The sequence below is a fragment of the Ureibacillus massiliensis 4400831 = CIP 108448 = CCUG 49529 genome (genome assembly GCF_000772965.1).
Classification (GTDB): Bacteria; Bacillota; Bacilli; order Bacillales_A; family Planococcaceae; genus Ureibacillus; species Ureibacillus massiliensis.
Genome location: NZ_JPVQ01000006.1, coordinates 47175 through 64352 on the forward strand (window position 1 = coordinate 47175; position 17178 = coordinate 64352).

At 35.2% G+C, this 17178-nt stretch carries 18 protein-coding genes and 1 riboswitch; of the genes, 4 read left to right on the forward strand and 14 right to left on the reverse strand.

Annotated elements, in window-relative coordinates; translation table 11 throughout:
- Positions 1 to 59: 59 nt before the first annotated feature.
- Entirely contained in the window at positions 60 to 2633 is a 2574-nt protein-coding gene (locus tag CD30_RS05265; RefSeq protein WP_036173462.1) for a vitamin B12-dependent ribonucleotide reductase, read from the reverse strand.
- A gap of 249 nt (positions 2634 to 2882) precedes the next feature.
- The gene (locus CD30_RS05270; RefSeq protein ID WP_036173465.1) at positions 2883 to 3716 is read right to left on the reverse strand and encodes a lipoate--protein ligase family protein; all 834 of its coding nucleotides are present in this window, start codon (positions 3714 to 3716) and stop codon (positions 2883 to 2885) included.
- 103 nt (positions 3717 to 3819) lie between these two features.
- On the opposite strand from CD30_RS05270, the gene CD30_RS05275 reads away from it, so the two are divergent.
- On the forward strand, positions 3820 to 4203 hold the full coding sequence (locus tag CD30_RS05275; protein WP_036173468.1) for a rhodanese-like domain-containing protein: 384 nt from the start codon (positions 3820 to 3822) through the stop codon (positions 4201 to 4203).
- A gap of 111 nt (positions 4204 to 4314) precedes the next feature.
- Here the strand turns inward: CD30_RS05275 and CD30_RS05280 are convergent, their stop codons facing one another.
- The 11 genes from CD30_RS05280 to comGA form a co-directional block, all read right to left on the reverse strand.
- Positions 4315 to 5676 (reverse strand): IS4 family transposase, encoded by a 1362-nt coding sequence (locus CD30_RS05280; protein ID WP_036173477.1) that lies wholly within the window; start codon positions 5674 to 5676, stop codon positions 4315 to 4317.
- 404 nt (positions 5677 to 6080) lie between these two features.
- Complete coding sequence (gene gcvPB, locus CD30_RS05285) at positions 6081 to 7550, reverse strand: aminomethyl-transferring glycine dehydrogenase subunit GcvPB (RefSeq protein ID WP_036173479.1); 1470 nt, start codon at positions 7548 to 7550, stop codon at positions 6081 to 6083.
- On the reverse strand, positions 7543 to 8889 hold the full coding sequence (gene gcvPA / locus CD30_RS05290; protein WP_036173663.1) for an aminomethyl-transferring glycine dehydrogenase subunit GcvPA: 1347 nt from the start codon (positions 8887 to 8889) through the stop codon (positions 7543 to 7545). Before gcvPA ends, gcvPB begins: the two co-directional genes overlap by 8 nt.
- Positions 8890 to 8910: 21 nt before the next feature.
- A complete protein-coding gene (gcvT, locus tag CD30_RS05295; protein WP_036173481.1) occupies positions 8911 to 10014 on the reverse strand; it encodes a glycine cleavage system aminomethyltransferase GcvT in 1104 nt (367 codons plus the stop codon).
- Between the two features lie 225 nt (positions 10015 to 10239).
- Positions 10240 to 10332: riboswitch (glycine riboswitch) on the reverse strand.
- Between the two features lie 129 nt (positions 10333 to 10461).
- Entirely contained in the window at positions 10462 to 10974 is a 513-nt protein-coding gene (locus CD30_RS05300) for a shikimate kinase (RefSeq protein WP_036173484.1), read from the reverse strand.
- A gap of 193 nt (positions 10975 to 11167) precedes the next feature.
- Positions 11168 to 11623, reverse strand: coding sequence for a competence type IV pilus minor pilin ComGF (gene comGF / locus CD30_RS05305; protein WP_036173486.1), 456 nt, complete (start codon positions 11621 to 11623; stop codon positions 11168 to 11170).
- Entirely contained in the window at positions 11596 to 11907 is a 312-nt protein-coding gene (locus CD30_RS05310) for a hypothetical protein (protein WP_036173488.1), read from the reverse strand. Before CD30_RS05310 ends, comGF begins: the two co-directional genes overlap by 28 nt.
- A complete protein-coding gene (locus CD30_RS05315) occupies positions 11900 to 12346 on the reverse strand; it encodes a prepilin-type N-terminal cleavage/methylation domain-containing protein (RefSeq protein WP_211254621.1) in 447 nt (148 codons plus the stop codon). The genes CD30_RS05310 and CD30_RS05315 overlap by 8 nt, the downstream gene beginning before the upstream one ends.
- A 34-nt stretch (positions 12347 to 12380) precedes the next feature.
- Positions 12381 to 12707 (reverse strand): competence type IV pilus major pilin ComGC, encoded by a 327-nt coding sequence (comGC, locus tag CD30_RS05320; RefSeq protein ID WP_036173493.1) that lies wholly within the window; start codon positions 12705 to 12707, stop codon positions 12381 to 12383.
- Between the two features lie 14 nt (positions 12708 to 12721).
- Positions 12722 to 13786, reverse strand: coding sequence for a competence type IV pilus assembly protein ComGB (comGB, locus tag CD30_RS05325; protein WP_052126050.1), 1065 nt, complete (start codon positions 13784 to 13786; stop codon positions 12722 to 12724).
- Complete coding sequence (gene comGA / locus CD30_RS05330) at positions 13767 to 14783, reverse strand: competence type IV pilus ATPase ComGA (protein WP_036173665.1); 1017 nt, start codon at positions 14781 to 14783, stop codon at positions 13767 to 13769. Before comGA ends, comGB begins: the two co-directional genes overlap by 20 nt.
- Positions 14784 to 15060: 277 nt before the next feature.
- Here comGA and CD30_RS05335 point away from each other — a divergent pair, with 277 nt between their 5' ends.
- Positions 15061 to 15762, forward strand: a complete 702-nt coding sequence (locus CD30_RS05335) for a helix-turn-helix transcriptional regulator (RefSeq protein WP_036173499.1) — start codon at positions 15061 to 15063, stop codon at positions 15760 to 15762.
- A 129-nt stretch (positions 15763 to 15891) separates the two neighbouring features.
- Complete coding sequence (locus CD30_RS05340) at positions 15892 to 16134, forward strand: DUF2626 family protein (protein ID WP_036173509.1); 243 nt, start codon at positions 15892 to 15894, stop codon at positions 16132 to 16134.
- Positions 16135 to 16179: 45 nt separating this feature from the next.
- Here CD30_RS05340 and CD30_RS05345 read toward each other — a convergent pair whose 3' ends face one another.
- Positions 16180 to 16824, reverse strand: a complete 645-nt coding sequence (locus CD30_RS05345) for an MBL fold metallo-hydrolase (RefSeq protein WP_036173511.1) — start codon at positions 16822 to 16824, stop codon at positions 16180 to 16182.
- A 171-nt stretch (positions 16825 to 16995) separates the two neighbouring features.
- On the opposite strand from CD30_RS05345, the gene CD30_RS05350 reads away from it, so the two are divergent.
- The gene (locus CD30_RS05350) at positions 16996 to 17175 is read left to right on the forward strand and encodes a DUF2759 domain-containing protein (RefSeq protein WP_036173514.1); all 180 of its coding nucleotides are present in this window, start codon (positions 16996 to 16998) and stop codon (positions 17173 to 17175) included.
- Positions 17176 to 17178 lie beyond the last annotated feature (3 nt).

The window sequence follows — 17178 nt, forward strand, 5'->3', positions numbered from 1 at the left end:
TTTATTAAGTTTAAATTAATGAAGAATAAGGAACTTCTTCAATACGGCTTCTCTTTCGATTATAATCCGCATTTTAGCTGTGCCCCACAGCTTGTACAAGTGTTACATCCACCTAACTCTTCTACTGTGCCTTGACGACATACTGGGCATGTATTACCAACCTCTGATCCAATTGTTACATTTGTTGTTTCTAGAGGTGCAATCGTGTCCACTAATACTACTGGTTGTTTCTCATGAACTTTTTCTTCTAAAACTTCATCAAATGCTAATTGTTCGTCGTGTGACGATTCTGCTTTTAATGTTAATACTTGTGAATCACGGCTTCCATCAACGTAAACCGTTCCACCTTTTGCTCCACCTTTGTATAGGCGTTCATAGACCTTTTGAACTTGTTCAACCGTATACCCTTTAGGAGCATTTACTGTTTTAGAAATTGAAGAGTCGACCCAACGTTGGATCACACATTGTACATCAGCATGCGCTTCTGGTGTTAATTCCATGGATGAAATAAACCAATTAGGTAGATTATGTTCATCTGCTTCTGGATGCTGTTCTAAGTACTCTTGAACGATTTCAGCTTTCACTTCAATAAATTTACCTAAACGTCCTGAACGATAATATGTGAATGAGAAGTAAGGCTCTAATCCTGTTGCCACTCCAACCATTGTTCCAGTAGATCCTGTTGGTGCTACAGTTAATAAGTGAGAATTACGAATTCCCTTCTCTAACACACCTTGACGAACGTGTTCAGGCATTTTACTCATATATCCAGTATTAATGAACGATTGTCTTAAACGGTTTGTTTCCTCTTCAGTTTCACCTTCTAAGAATGGGAAACTGCCACGTTCTTGTCCAAGTTCAATGGATGTTTCATAAGCGGTAATCGCAATTGTTTCAAAGATTTTATCAACAAGCTTGTTACCCTCTTCTGAACCGTATTCTTTTTCACAATAAATAAGTAAGTCAGCAAGACCCATAACCCCTAGTCCAACACGACGCTCACCTAATGCTTGCTTACGGTTTTGTTCTAAGAAATAAGGTGTAGCATCGATGACGTTATCTTGCATACGAACCCCTACACGTACAGTTTCTTTTAACGCTTCATAATCAATTGCTTTTTGCTCTTTAATCGCAAATTGAGCTAAATTAACAGCTGCAAGATTACATACTGAAAACGGTGCAAGAGGTTGTTCTCCACATGGATTTGTTGCTACGACTTTTTGACCATATGCACGAGCATTTGTCATGTCGTTGGCATTATCAATAAAGAAGATACCTGGTTCTGCAGCGTAAGTTGCACAAACATTGATTAAATTCCAAAGTTCACGCGCACGAATTTTACGATATGTGCGTACACGATAGCCCATTTTCTCCCATTCTCTAACATCCCCTACTTCATGCCATTTCTCATTGTAAATAGCCATCTCTTCAGGTGTATAGTTAGCTACATCTGGGAAACGAAGTTCATAGTCCTCATCATTTTCTACAGCGGCCATAAAATCTTTCGTTAAAGTAACCGAAATATTAGCACCAGTTAAAAACTCAGGGTTATGAACAGAATATGTCCCACCATCGCGAAGCTTTTGCGCTGCATCTTTAATAATGGCTTCATTAAAGCCGCCATACCCTGGAATATTTTTATAATTAACAATACCTTGATACATTGCCTCTTCTTGAGCAGTTAAAGGTTTGAAATTTAATTTTTCTTTTGCTAGACGGCTAATGACTTCATCTTCCGTATTTTCAATTAAATAACGTAAAATGCGTGGATTTTGCATTTTTGAAATGATAAATTCCACAATATCAGGATGCCAATCTGCAAGCATAATCATTTGAGCACCGCGTCTTGATCCACCTTGTTCAACAAGATGTGTTAATTTAGCAATGTCATCAAGCCATGATACAGAACCGCTTGATTTACCATTTACTCCACGAGCTAATGTGTTTCGTGGACGAAGAGTTGAACCATTTGTTCCTACCCCGCCACCACGGCTCATAATCTCCATTACTTGCTTGCGGTGATCACTAATTCCTTCACGACTATCGGCAACAAAAGGCATTACATAACAGTTGAAGAATGTTACGTCCGTTTGAGAACCTGCACCATATAGTACACGACCTGCAGGAACGAATTTTAATGACACTAGTTGCTCATAGAACTTTTGGAACCATTTTTCGCGATCTTCTTCCGTTTTTTCAACAGCAGCAAGACCTGCAGCATTACGTTTTGCAATTTGTTCATAAAATACTTCAAGAGGCTTTTCAATCACGTCTATCGAACGAACAATAACACCTGTTTCTTGTTCTTTCGGATCGTCAAGCACGTGTCGATACTCTTCCTCAATTAGAATTTCTGCTCTTTTCGTAGCAAAGTCAATTGATCGTATAAATCCTAATCCACGAGCTGGGAATTTCGGATCCTCTTTAATTGTTAGTACTACGAAATCACCCGTTTTTAACGTTTTCTTTTCCGTATCCTTAAATGAGTAACGGTCAATCATTACTAATCTTGATACACCTTTATGTGTGATGTGCATATCCGGTGTAATCGAATGTACTTGAGGAAATTTCTCGATGTCTTTGTTCAGTTGATCTATGAGGATGGTTGTTTCTTTTGCGTGTGCCAATACCATCTGCCAGCCTCCCTTTTCTAAGTTCAATATCTAGTAAATTCTTTCTATCTATCATACACAATATATAGTGTTATGTTAACAAAAAAGCACACTAGATGTTGTTGCAATATTTTCTTAGAAAAGATTACCTCATAAAATCTTTCAATGCAAGGGGTTGATTTTTTTAAAAATATTAAAAACCTATAAAATACTAGGATTGGAACTATTAAAAAATTTTTCTAAATATAAACGTACATTCCGGTAATATATTTATTTTCTAAAATTCCATTCATCTGTTAAATATTTAGTTTTTTCTAATTCCTTAACAAAGTCTTTTTGAGAATCTGTTAATTCATAAGGAATGAGTTCAATATTCAAAGCATCCTCAAATCCTTTTTTAAATGCTACAACACATTCTTCTATCGTAATACGACGATCTGCAATTCTGTTAATCGCAACTGCTTTTTCTGGAAGCTTAGTACGCATTTTTTCTTTTGCTTCCTCGGATGGAAATTTAAAAACAGAAAGCAACTTATCTTCATCAAGGTCTAGTAATATCGCACCATGCTGTAAAATGACACCTTTTTGTCGAGTTTGAGCACTTCCTGCAACTTTCTTCCCTTCGACAACAAGTTCATACCAACTCGGAGCATCAAAGCATACCGCACTTTTTGGTTTCTTTAAATCTAATAGTTTTTCCTCACTATCAGGTACACTAAAATAAGCATTTAATCCTAAATTTTGAAAACCTAATAATAAACCTTCGCTTAAAACACGATAGGCTTCCGTTACTGTAGCAGGCATGTCAGGATATTGTTCGGTTACAATAACACTATAAGTTAATTCGTGTTCATGCAAAACTGCACGCCCACCTGTTGGACGTCGTACAAAACCAATTTTTTGAGCCTTCAATTTATCAAAATCTATTTCCTTTTCTGCTCTTTGAAAATATCCGACAGATAGTGTAGCAGGATTCCATTCATAAAATCGAATGACTGGAGGTATTTCTCCTCTACTATGTAAATCTAACAATGCTTCATCTAATGCCATATTATAAGATGGACTACAAGGTCCTGAATTGATAAAGTACCACTTTGTTTTCATATTCCCATCTCCTCACAATGTATATCATTTTATCAAACTCATTGGACGAACGCCACTTTCTCTTTTATAATGGATTATGTAGAATGAAAGGAGAAAACATGCAGTGAACGTTCTTTATACTATCGCGATTATACTAGTTCTTATTATCATTTATGTACTAGTTAATACTTTCCGCTTAAAAAAATCTGTAACAAATTTATCTCAAGAACAATTTATCCAAGGCTATCGAAAAGCCCAATTGATTGACGTACGTGAGACAAAAGAGTTTGATTCTGGACACATACTTGGTGCTAGAAACATCCCATCTACACAGCTTCGTCAACGTTACAAAGAGATTCGTCCTGACTTACCAGTATACTTGTACTGTCAAAATTCAGGTCGTAGCGCACGAGCTGCCCTTTTCTTAAAGAAAAAAGGATATAATCAACTATACCAACTTCAAGGCGGCTTCAAAACTTGGACAGGTAAAGTAAAGACAAAGGCGTAATAAATTCTACGCCCGTATCTATCATTGACTTGTATCAATGCTGGTAATCATAGATACAAGTCAATTTTTGTCAATACATAGTTAAATGTAAAATTTTTATTAAAATTTTACTCAAACTTCGCAGACTGAAATCGACAAATAAGCCTTGATATAGTTAGGCAGACCGTCAATCCATTGCTGTAGTTGACTTTTGATTATTTTTTGAATCGTTTTATTCGTCTTTTTTAAGGCATCTTCAAGAAGCTCGATTAATTGCTGTAATGCGACAGCCCAATCCAGTTCGTTCACTTCATCACATAGCTCATAAAAAATGCCACCTAGTGTTCGTTGATCGTTATGGCAACGATTCTGCCAGGACAAAACGATGTATCTCGAAAACACAATCGTTGTGTGGCTAATAAGTAAATCATATGACATGCCTTGAAATTCTTTTTGAAGGCGTAAGAGGGATTTAGTCGTCTTGAAAAAGACCTCAATATCCCAGCGCATACCATAAATACGGACGATTTCTTGTTCAGAAAGCGTACAATCCGTGCTGAGAATCGCAAGCCATTCGCTCTTTTTATTGCGGTTTTGAATAAATACGACTTTTACTTGAACGCCATTTGCCATGGTTGTTTGAATCGATCGCATGATGCCTTTCTTGCCAGAAACAGGTGCGGCAACCTTATATAGTTCCTTCAGAGATAGCTTTTTATTGTTCACCAAATAGCGTTGGTTCGTTGCCTTTACCATGCCAATGACGTCAAGACCGAGTTCAACGATTGATTGGATAAGAGGTTGTTGCGTAAACCACGTATCCAGTAACACATAGTCAGCCGATACACCTGCTTGTAATGCTCGTTCAAGCATACCTGGGATGACGGTTGGAGCAGATTCTAATGCTTCGACACGACGTTTATAGCCAGAAGAACGCTTATCAATATTCTCAGAAATTCCGTTGATTTGCGCCTTTTTTGAACTTAGTAATGTGAAGTCTAGTGGCATAAATGTAAAGCCATCGGACCAACCCAATGTAAGCATGCGAAATCCTTTATAAAAGCGTTTTGTTAAGGAGGAATGATCCATACAACGCGCAAGAAGCTCCACCTTTTTACTGCGGTTACGGTCGAACATAGAATCGTCTATGATGAATACCTTTGGACGTTTTGTATCCGTCAGCTGCTCCACCTTTTGAATGGCGTGCACACTTAAATACGTTAAAAAGCGACGCCATGCAAACTTGGAATGATTCAAGAAACGATAAACAGAATCTTTGGCAGGGTAACGGTCTCCCTTCTTTGAATTTAAAAGGGTGAACCAGCTCTTATGATGAAAGATTAAACAAAAAACAAGCTGAAACAAATAGGAAGTTGTAAAGCCAAACTTCTTCGTAATGCCAGCTTTACGAAGGTGCTTTACGATTTCTAATTCACGAAATACCGATTTTAATTCTTTTGGCAGTTGATTGTTTTGGTCATTATGCTCTATCATAATGGAAGCACCTCTTCTGTTTGGTAGTGTATTCTCGACAAATCCACTATACCAAAGAATGAGGTGTTTTTTGTATCTTAAAAAACTTTGTCAAGGTTTTTATTGAAATCATGAAGAACCTAATAGAGCCAACTATCGAATCTAATTATTTAGGTGCGAAGTTTGAGAATTTTATATTAAAAATTTATTGTGACGTAGATAATAAGTTGCCTAATTTACTTAGTAACTTCCTACTATATTTACCTAAATAAATTTATCACTATATAATAGTAGAAACTCAATTTAAAACTGTAAAAACGACCTAAATGACTAGACTATTTTTTAATAATCTTTTAACATTTTTAATAACCAATTTTGGATGTTTAACCTAAAGAAATCCATGAGAGATACCTCTCACGGATTTTTTATTTATAATCTTTCTTATATCTTAGTATAGGTGTTCTAGCTGCGCGCGTTTCATCTAACCGATTTACAACCGTTGTATGAGGTGCCTCTTGAACGATTGAAGGATTTTCTTCCGCTTCCTTGGCAATCTGTATCATAATGTCACAAAACGCATCCAACGTTTCTTTTGATTCTGTTTCCGTAGGCTCAATCATCATCCCCTCTTCTACATTTAAAGGGAAGTAAATTGTCGGTGGATGATAACCAAAATCAAGCAAACGTTTTGCTATATCTAATGTACGAACGCCTAGTTTCTTTTGACGACGACCTGATAAGACAAATTCATGCTTACAATGACGATTAAACGGTAGGTCAAAATATGGCTCCAAACGGCGCATCATATAATTCGCATTCAATACTGCATATTCTGTTACTTGCCTTAACCCCTCAGGTCCCATTGTACGAATATAAGTATAAGCGCGAACATTAATACCAAAGTTCCCGTAGTATGGCTTTACTCGACCGATAGATTGTGGTCGATTGTAATCGAAATGGAATGTACCATCCTCTAATTTGACTAATACGGGTTTTGGTAAAAATGGTATTAAATCCGCCTTTACTCCAACAGGACCAGATCCTGGACCTCCCCCGCCATGCGGACCAGTAAAGGTTTTGTGTAAATTTAAGTGCACACAATCAAAGCCCATATCCCCAGGTCGCGCTTTACTCATAACAGCATTTAAATTTGCACCATCATAATAAACTTTACCGCCAACTGAATGGATGATTTCAGAAATTTCGAGGATGTTTTCTTCAAATAAACCTAATGTATTTGGATTTGTTAACATTAATGCCGCTGTATCATCTCCAACGACTCGTCGTAAATCCTCTAAATCTACTAATCCATTTTCGTCGGATTTGACAGTAATTGTTTCAAAGCCAGCAACAGCTGCACTTGCAGGATTTGTTCCATGTGCGGAATCTGGAACAATTACTTTATTTCGATGTCCTTCACCATTTGCTTTGTGATAAGCACGAATCATCATCAATGCCGTCCATTCACCATGGGCACCAGCAGCCGGTTGTAACGTAACCTCATCCATTCCTGTAATTTCTTTTAGAGAGCTTTGCAACTCATATAATAATTCAAGAGCACCTTGAACTGTTTCTTCCGCTTGAAGTGGATGAATATTCGCAAATCCAGAAATACGAGCAACATTTTCATTTAATTTCGGATTATATTTCATTGTACAGGAGCCTAATGGATAAAAACCTGAGTCAACCCCATGATTTCTCCGAGAAAGAGCCGTATAATGACGCATAATATCTAATTCTGACACTTCAGGTAATTCAGCTGCTTCCTCTCGTACATAACCTTCTGGCAATAAATCCTCTAACTCCACATCTGGTACATCAAGTTCTGGTAAGCTATAACCAATACGATCTTCATGAATTAACTCAAAAATAAGTGGTTGATTTTCGTTACGCATTGTAAGCCCCCATTTCTGCTACTAATTGATCAATTTCTTCTTTAGTTCGTAATTCAGTAACTGCGATTAATGTATGATTTTCAAGCTCCGGATACACAAGTCCTAAATCATACCCACCGATAATCCCTTTTTCTAGTAACATTTTATTAATTTCAAGAACGGGTTTATTTGTTTTAACAACGATTTCATTAAAATGAGGTCCTTTAAATGGAACTGTGAAACCATTTGATTCAAATGCATTTTTCGCATAGCGGGTTTTTACAATATTTTGTTTTGCCATTTCTTGAACACCTTTTTTCCCAAGAGCAGTCATTGCTACAGAAGCTGCAAGAGCTAGCAATGCTTGGTTTGAGCAAATGTTAGAGGTAGCTTTTTCACGACGGATATGTTGTTCACGAGCTTGTAATGTTAACACAAACCCTCTGCGCCCATCACCGTCTACAGTCTCGCCTACTAATCTACCTGGAACTTTACGCATTAATTTAGTTGTTGTTGCAAAATAGCCACAATAAGGACCACCAAAGCTTTCAGGAATACCGAAAACTTGCGCATCTCCTACTACAATGTCTGCACCAAGCTTTCCAGGAGGTGTTAGCACTCCTAATGCCAATGGATTTGCAGAGACGATAAATAATGCCTTAGCTTCGTGAGCAATTTCTCCAAGCACTTTAATATCTTCTATTTGACCAAAAAAGTTAGGATATTGCACCATTACTGCAGCAGTATTTTCATCAACTAATCTATTTAACTCTGAGATATCTGTTACTCCATTAACTGTAGGGATTGTAACGGTTTCAATAGATTGACCGTAAGCATATGTTGCTACAACATCACGATACTCAGGATGAATCGCTTCAGATACTAATATCTTTTTACGCTTTGTTTGACCTGCTGCAAGCATCCCTGCTTCTGCCAAACTTGTTCCACCATCATACATTGATGAATTTGCTAAATCCATTCCAGTTAGCTCTGCTATCATTGTTTGGAATTCAAAAATCGCTTGCAGCTCACCTTGGGAAATTTCGGGCTGATAAGGTGTATATGCTGTATAAAACTCCGAACGCGAAATAACATGATCTACGATGACAGGTTTATAGTGATTGTAAACACCTGCACCTAAAAACGATATATTCGCTTCTGTATCTTCATTTTTAGAGGCAAGCTGTTTTAATTCTTTTAATAATGCACTTTCTGATTTAGCTGCTTTAATATTATATAGTCCTTTAAATCGTACACTTTCAGGAATATCTGAAAATAACTCACTTATGCTTTCAACACCAATTGTCGCAAGCATTTCTTTTTTATCTTGTTCCGTCATTGGGAGATAACGATGATTCACGTCTCTAACCTCTTTCATCATTTATTTTGAACGTTTATAAAAAGGTGTCTCCACAGTGAGTACCTTCAATTTTTTATTTCTAATTTCGATTTCCAGTTCAGTACCAACAGTTGCAAATTCCACATTAATTAGTGCTAACCCAATGTTACGCTTTGTTAGCGGCGACTGAGTACCCGTTGTTACTTCTCCAATTTCAATACCATTTTTTAAAATTTTATAGCCGTGACGTGGGATGCCTTTATCAATCATTTCAATTCCAACTAATTTTCTTTTTAGGCCATTTTCTTTTTGCTTTAATAAAGCCGCTCTCCCTATAAACTCAGAATTCTTTTGTAATTTCACCACAAATCCCATACCAGCCTCAAGCGGAGTAATATCCTTCGAAAGTTCTTGCCCATACAACGGTAGACAGGCTTCAAATCGAAGAGTATCACGAGCGCCAAGACCACAAGGAAGAATACCCTTCTCTTTACCCGCAGTTAAAATGGCTCCCCACAATTCAACAATTGCTTCTGGTGAACCGTATATTTCAAATCCATCTTCTCCTGTATAACCACTACGTGACAAGAGTACTTCGTGTCCTGAGATTAACACTCCGTTTTGAAACTTGAAGTATTGTATATTCGATAAATTCGTATCTGTTAAAGCTTGAAGTACTTCTTCAGACAGCGGCCCTTGTAACGCGAGCTGTCCATATTCATTCGATCTATTGGTAACTGTTACACTACCTTCAACATGATTCTTTAACCATTCGAAATCCTTATCAATATTTGCAGCGTTCACACATAAAAGATAACAGTATTCTTCTAGTCGATATACCAATAAATCATCTACTACTCCGCCATTTTCATAGCACATTAAATTATATTGGGCACTACCAATTGCTATTTTTGATATATCATTTGTTAATAGCCTTTGAAGAAAATGCACTGCATCTTTTCCTTCAACAATGATTTCGCCCATATGTGACACATCAAAGAGGCCTGCACGGCTTCTTACAGCTTCATGCTCTTCTTTAATTGAAGAAAATTGCACTGGTAACTCCCATCCACCAAAGTCAATCGTCTTACCACCATACTTTGCGTACTCATTAAATAATGGGGTACGTTTTAAAGTTGTCGTCAATACGTCTCCTCCTTGTAAAATCAAGTTATTAATATTCCACTCAATCTTTACATTGGCATTCAAAACAAAAAAGGACAGAAGAATCCCTTGTAATTGAGGGATCCTCTGTCCTTGCACCTGAAAGTTACACCTATAATAAAATTTCTTTCTAATAGGCTTTCCCCTTTGGTGGCTGTATAATGATCAATAAATTGACATTAAGTTATACAGCACTCTCCAGAGACGCGTCCTATACGAGTCTTTTTGCCTGAGAGATTCATAGCTATGCTACTTGCTCCTTCGGCGACGTGTCCTCACGTTCTCTCCCCGTATAATCATCCGCATTATTAATAATTCAAAGTTCAAAATATTTATTTATTGCCTATATCCTAACATTACACCTCTATAGCTGGCAATGTTTTTTTGAAATTAAGCAAAACACGAACTTTTATATTAATTTAACTTTCATTATTCGCCTTGTAGTCTATTTACTTGGAATGCTATATATTCAACAATTTGTTTTAAACTTCTTCCTTCCGTTAATACTCTTATATGCCCTGCTTCGCGATAAAATTTCCTTCTTGTAAAAAATAATTGTTCCAATTCATTTTTTGTTGAACTTTGGACGATTGGGCGATTCTTATCATTTTTAACACGTTTATAAATATCCTCAAAGTTTGCATCCAGAAAAAAAACTAATCCTGTCTTGCGCAAAATTTTTCGATTTTCTTCATTGATCGCGACGCCACCACCTGTCGAAATGATACAAGCTTCATCTCGAAAATTCCTTAAAAATTCAGTCTCAATTTTTCGGAAATGGGCTTCCCCATATTTTTCAAATATTTCAGGTATCGTCATCCCCTGTTGTCGAACAATTTCGCGATCCATGTCGTAATATGGGAGTTTTAGAAAGTAACTCAATCTACGTCCGATTACACTCTTACCACTTCCCATAAAACCGACTAAGTATATTTTACGCATGCTAGCACCTACTTTACTCAAAAAGACTTAATTCCTATTTATTTCTGTTAGTAGGTTTATCGTAGCACGAACATTGACGAATTCCAATGAATTATATATTGAAATTTGCGATTCATACGAACTAACATAGTAAAAAATAAACGTAAGTACTATAAACATGATCATCATACTTATAGGATATATGACTCCACGTTCATTCTTTAAGTATTTGAACAAAAAATGTTCTCTCCTTCACTTCACCATTTAAGAGTATAACTGTTATTGATAATTCATTTTCTACTAATGTAAATTTCAAGTTTTTAATACCTATTAACATCGGTACATGTCCAGTATGATTTACTTGTTTTCTAATTACATTATTAATAGGACTAATTTGAATCGTACTAGAAGAATCTTTATATTTAATGTTCAGTCTAGTTCCATTATTCTCGACAGTGAGATTCTCAACATTTGTTAAATATTTTTGAAAATCATTAACAAAAATTTCCCAAGGGATACTCTCATTTATCATAAAGGTCTGATTTTGTTTGTTCATCCATAAAAAAATAAGAATGATGATTTGTGTTAATAAAATTAACACGACTATCTGGTACAATGCTTCAAGTAATGTATATCCTCCGCCTAAACAACGCTTTCTTGATTGATACAAGCCTTTTCTTCCTCATGATAAAATTCGTATTTCACACATAGTGTATGCCCATCATAATCCCATTGATAAATGATATCCTCTATTAAACTAGAGCCTGAAGTACTCCCCTCAAAAAGAATAATTTTTGCAGCATTATAAGCAACTTCTGCAGCATGTAATTGAACTTTTGCCTTCTCCAATGATTTGTTCATTTTATAGCTAAAGGGAATAATCGTTCCCGCTAAGGTAAAAATAATTAGGACTGTTAATAACGTTTCAGCAAATGAAATTCCTTTTTCATTCAACGATTTTCAACCTACCCTTTTCAATATTTACAATTAATTGCCGATAGCCATCATATGTAAAGAAAACAATACTCCCAAATTCGACAATGTCACCGTTCATATTAAATCGAATCCTTTTTAAATTACTATTTGTATTAAGCTTAATATTTGAAGGAAACTGTTTTTCAAGTAATGGATTGTTATATTCATTTTGAACATATCCTTTGTAAGTCCCATTATCTAAAAATACGATGGTTGTATATACTTCCTTTTCCATCGCAAATGTTTGCATTCTTTGAATATCCAAAGTAACTTGTTGAATAAATTGATCTACGACACTTTTTTCTGAAAGCTTAAAGGTAACATGACTAACGATAGAGCCTATGAGTACAACGATGGACAATACAAGTAAAACTTCAATTAGAGTAAAGCCCTTTTCTTTATATTTCGATTTTATCATCATCAAATTTCATCTGCCCTCGCTACCCAATAACCTATTCGTCATTATTATCCCTAGACGAAATTGCCGTTACTTGTCCATTATGATCAATCTTTACTTGATCACCATTTGGACAGCTTGTCTCCGATTCTTTTAAGTACCCTTCAGCAACTAATTCTTCAACAGATGGGTATTTATTAAAATCGATTTTATAAGCTTCAACCTGTCCTTGAACCATAGTTACAAAGGCATCACAGCCCTTTTCATCAATTGTTGCAAAATGCTTTGTTACATTCGGAATCGTTATAATGATTAGAACGGATATTATTAAAAGTACAATTAGCATCTCAATTAATGTAAAACCACTTTCATTATTTTTCATAAGTTCACTCCTTATTAAATCACTTCAATAATGTTATACATTGGCAGTAATATACTTAAATAGGCTGCAATGATTGACAACGCAATTAGGACAAAGAAGAATGGCTGTACAAGAGATAAACTTATCTTTATAATCGAATGCATTTTCTCATTTAACAAATCACTATAAATCATTAGTTCTCTACCTAAATAACCACTTTTTTCACCATGTTTTATAAACTCATCACATTTTGAAAAGAACAAATCTGAAGATTGGACCACTTGTGAAAGTGAATCACCGTATAACACTCCATGTTTTACTTTCAGTGCAACCTCTTTCAGATACCGATTTAGGTCCTGTTGATGGAGTATTTCTAATGCCTGCTGTAATGACAATCCACCAGCTACTAAACTGCCGACCATTCTGGAAAAATTCATCGTCATGTGTAGTTTAAAGAAATAACTTACGATGGGTAGCCTTAACAACATTTCAATTTGCCTTTTAATTGGACTATTTTTTAAATAAAGAAAAAAGCATATACAAACTATAGTTATTAATAGAGTAAAAGTAAGAAGGACATCCGGAAAATAAAGAAATACCTTCGTCATTGCTAAGCTTGATAGCCCATTTTGAGCCCTTGATTCAATAATTTGTTCAATGTTAGGAAGAAAAAAAGTTCGAAAGGCAACAAAAATTGAAATTAAAAATAATAATAAAATTACAGGATACAGAAGTAACTTACCTAGCTTCTTTTTTGTTTTTTCATTAAACTCCATTTCTTTAGAAATAGCCTTTAATGTTTCAACTAATGTGCCATTCTCTTCTGCAATCTTGATCGAAATTAAGTAGTGTCTTGGAATCGATAAAATGTCAAATAGTTCAATAATATTTCCACCATTCCGTAAATGCTCTTCAATTTTCATTTGCCAGCTTTCAATATTTTTAACGTGATAAGGAAGTAGCATAATGATTGAATCAGCTAGTGTATACCCTTCATCTAACAAAGTGCTCATTCGTTCTAATAAAGATGGAATATTTTCCACACTTTCATTTCTTTTTGCTATAATTCGATTTTTGAGATTAAATACTTGAGTGAACATGTTGTCCATTCACCTCAATTGAATTCCTTTGATAGATTAATGTTTCTTGTTCTGGAAGACAGTATTCTTCCCCTCGCATTGTTGCAGTGATTGCTTCGTACAAATGAATATCGCTCAATATTTCAAATAACGCTTTTCTCTCATCATGATGTCCGATTTGAATAAGACATTGTGCCACTATTCCGATTAAGGATTGTCTAAGCTCCTCTATTGTTATGCCTAAATCCATTAACCGATAAATGCAATTTACTGTATCCTTTGCATGTATGGTGGATAACACAAGATGTCCACTTAATGCGGCTTCAATCGCAATGTTTGCTGTCTCTTGGTCTCTAATTTCACCAATCATAATAACGTCCGGCGAATGTCTTAAAATCGCCTTTAAACCTGCCGCATACGTAACACCGGCTCTTTCATTTACTTGAATTTGCAGTAAATTTTCCTGGCTACTCTCAACAGGATCTTCTAATGAAATAACATGACGTGCTAAAGTATCACTGCAGTAATTGATTAAAGAGTACATAGATGTTGTTTTTCCTGATCCAGTTGCCCCGCAAAATAATAGGAGGCCTTGCCTATTTGAAACGAGATTTAATAATTTTTCAGTTGAGTTTTGATAAAAACAAAGTGAGGAAATTGGATGTGTTGCATTTTGTAGTAACACACGGATTACGAGGCTTTCTTTTTGAAAAACAGAAGGTAATGTAGAAACTCTAAAGGAATATAGTTGATTTTGAACTTCCTTTTGAAAGGAACCACTTTGAGGTTTTCTTTTTTCACTTATATCAAGGGATGATTTGAATTTAAAGTAGGATATCATCCGGTTCCCATGTTCAAAGGGTAAATTTCCGGCATGAAACAATTTACCATATTTCCGAAAGTGAATATTAAAATGATTACTTGTTGGAACTAAATGTATGTCAGAAGCACCAAAGGTTATGGCCTTCATCAAAAGCTGCCCACACTTATTTTCTACGACTGATTCGACGTTCAATATTCCCACCTCTTCAATGTAGTTTCGTGACCGCAAGTGATTTTGAGTTTAGTATAATTTGTAAAATAATTCTTGAAAACCCTTTTTCTCAACATTTTTATTTGAGCTATGATTACCTGTTGAAAATTAAATTTTGAACATTAAAATAATGAGTTTTTGTATTGATTAAGCATATAAATTCTTAATAATTAAAAAATATTCTCAAGTACTCTATCATTTCACAAACAGAAAAGTTAAAATAAATGGAAAGATGCCTTCCTGTTTGAAAGAGGTGATTATTATGAAAAATCATATGAAAGTTTTAAATACTTTAGCGGATGAAACTCGTTTTCAAATTTATGACTTTATACTAAAGCATAAAAAATCATATACTGTGCAAGATATTGCAGACCAATTTAGCATACATCCCAATGTGGCGCGATTACATCTTACAAAATTATGTGAGATTGGCATAGTTCAGTATCAGTTTGAGAAGTCAGGAAAAGGTGGACGACCAGGACGAGTATATAAAGCGTCTGAAGAAGGAATTGTGCTAAGCTTTCCAAAACGAGATGATAATCGTATATTAAAATGGGCATTAAAATCTTTTCAGCTTATGGGGCAAGAAGCCGTTGAAATTATAAAAACTGTAAGCTATGAAGATGGTTTCAATGAAATGACAAATGCACTAAATAAAGAGGCTTCGATGAAACATAGCATCGAATTTGATGACAAGTTACAACTGCTAACAAAATCAGTGTCATTAATTGGTTACATACCATCTGTTATCCAAACAAGTGATGGAAAAAAACTTATGTTTACCATTTATAATTGTCCATTTAAAGAAAATCTATCTGAAAACGAAAATTTAATTTGCACAATTCACGAATCCTTTATTAAAGGTCAGGTGGACGCACTTTTTGAACAGCACGAATTAATACAAATTGACAGTATGATCAATAATTGTGACAATTGTATGTATCAAATAAATTTAAAAGATTAGGTATACTATTAATAATTTCCACTTGATTGTCACAAACTATTGAAAGTATCAGTTTACATTATTGTTCCAAATCATTTATAATAAACCTTGAGATAATTGTGTCGCATGGCAAAAGGAGGGGAATTCTTCATGAGTAACATGTATAAAGTTATGGCTTTCTTTACAGGGATTTTTGCCACTTTCTTCTATCTCGGTGGTATGAACGAGGTTTCGCTATTATTCTTAGGTAATACTGGATTATTCTTATTATTAGGCTTCTTAAACCTTTCTGAAAGAATGTACATGTACATCTTCGGCGCGTATTTAACAGTCTTCTTTGCTGGATTTACGTATTATACTACTTTCATCCACATACCTGGAGGCCATCACTAATATGAATGAACACCGATTGCACTTTGCAATCGGTGTTTTGTTTTTTTAAAACCCATTTAAAAATGGATTCATCTCCATTTCTTCACCTGGTGTTGTGTATGAACCATGTCCCGGATAAATAATGGTATCCTCATCTAAAGTAAGTAATTTATCGTGAATTGACTTTAATAATATTTCTAGTGAACCCTGAAGCAAATCTGTTCTTCCGATACTTCGTTCGAATAACGTATCTCCTACTATGGCAAAACCATCTTCATCAAAAATATACGAAATACTACCTGGTGAATGTCCAGGTGTAAAAACAGCTTTAAATGTAAAACTGCCAATTTCAAACCTTTGCTCCTTACGTATAATATGAGCAGGATCGGGTAATTTAACTATATAATTTGGCAATTCTGCATAGCGACCAGATCCATTTTTCGCTGGATCAGAAAGCCAACTCACTTCTTTTTCATGAATGTAAACTGGGATATTGAATTCTTCTCTTACAGCATCAACTGCACCAATGTGATCAAAATGGGCATGAGTTAAAAAAATTGCTAAAGGCTTATATTGATTCACGCGAATTTCTTTTATTATTTTTGAAGACTCCTCCCCAGGGTCGAAAATAATACATTCTTTATTTTTATTACTTACGATATAACAATTCGTTTGAATTGGCCCTAATGATAATGCTTTTACATTTAACAAAATATATCACCTCTTTCATATTATAACTGTTCTCTCTAGAAAAAATAGCATGAACTGTTCATATAAACGTCACGAATTATTCTCGACAAAACTTATCCATTGCTTTACAATAAAGAAGGAATATTGTTTACCGACATTCATTTTCTGATGTCGAAAGGAGTGTCTATATTAATGAACTTATTAATGGTTATTTTCGCTTTAATCGCTATTTTGTCAGTAGTAAGCGTATTCAACTCTATTAAAAACAAGAATCTTCTTGCTTTAGTATTCGGTGTAGCTTCTGCTGCGATCTTCGGATGGTTTGTGGTAATGACTGTATTACATCAAGGCTATCCACCTGCATTACATTAATAT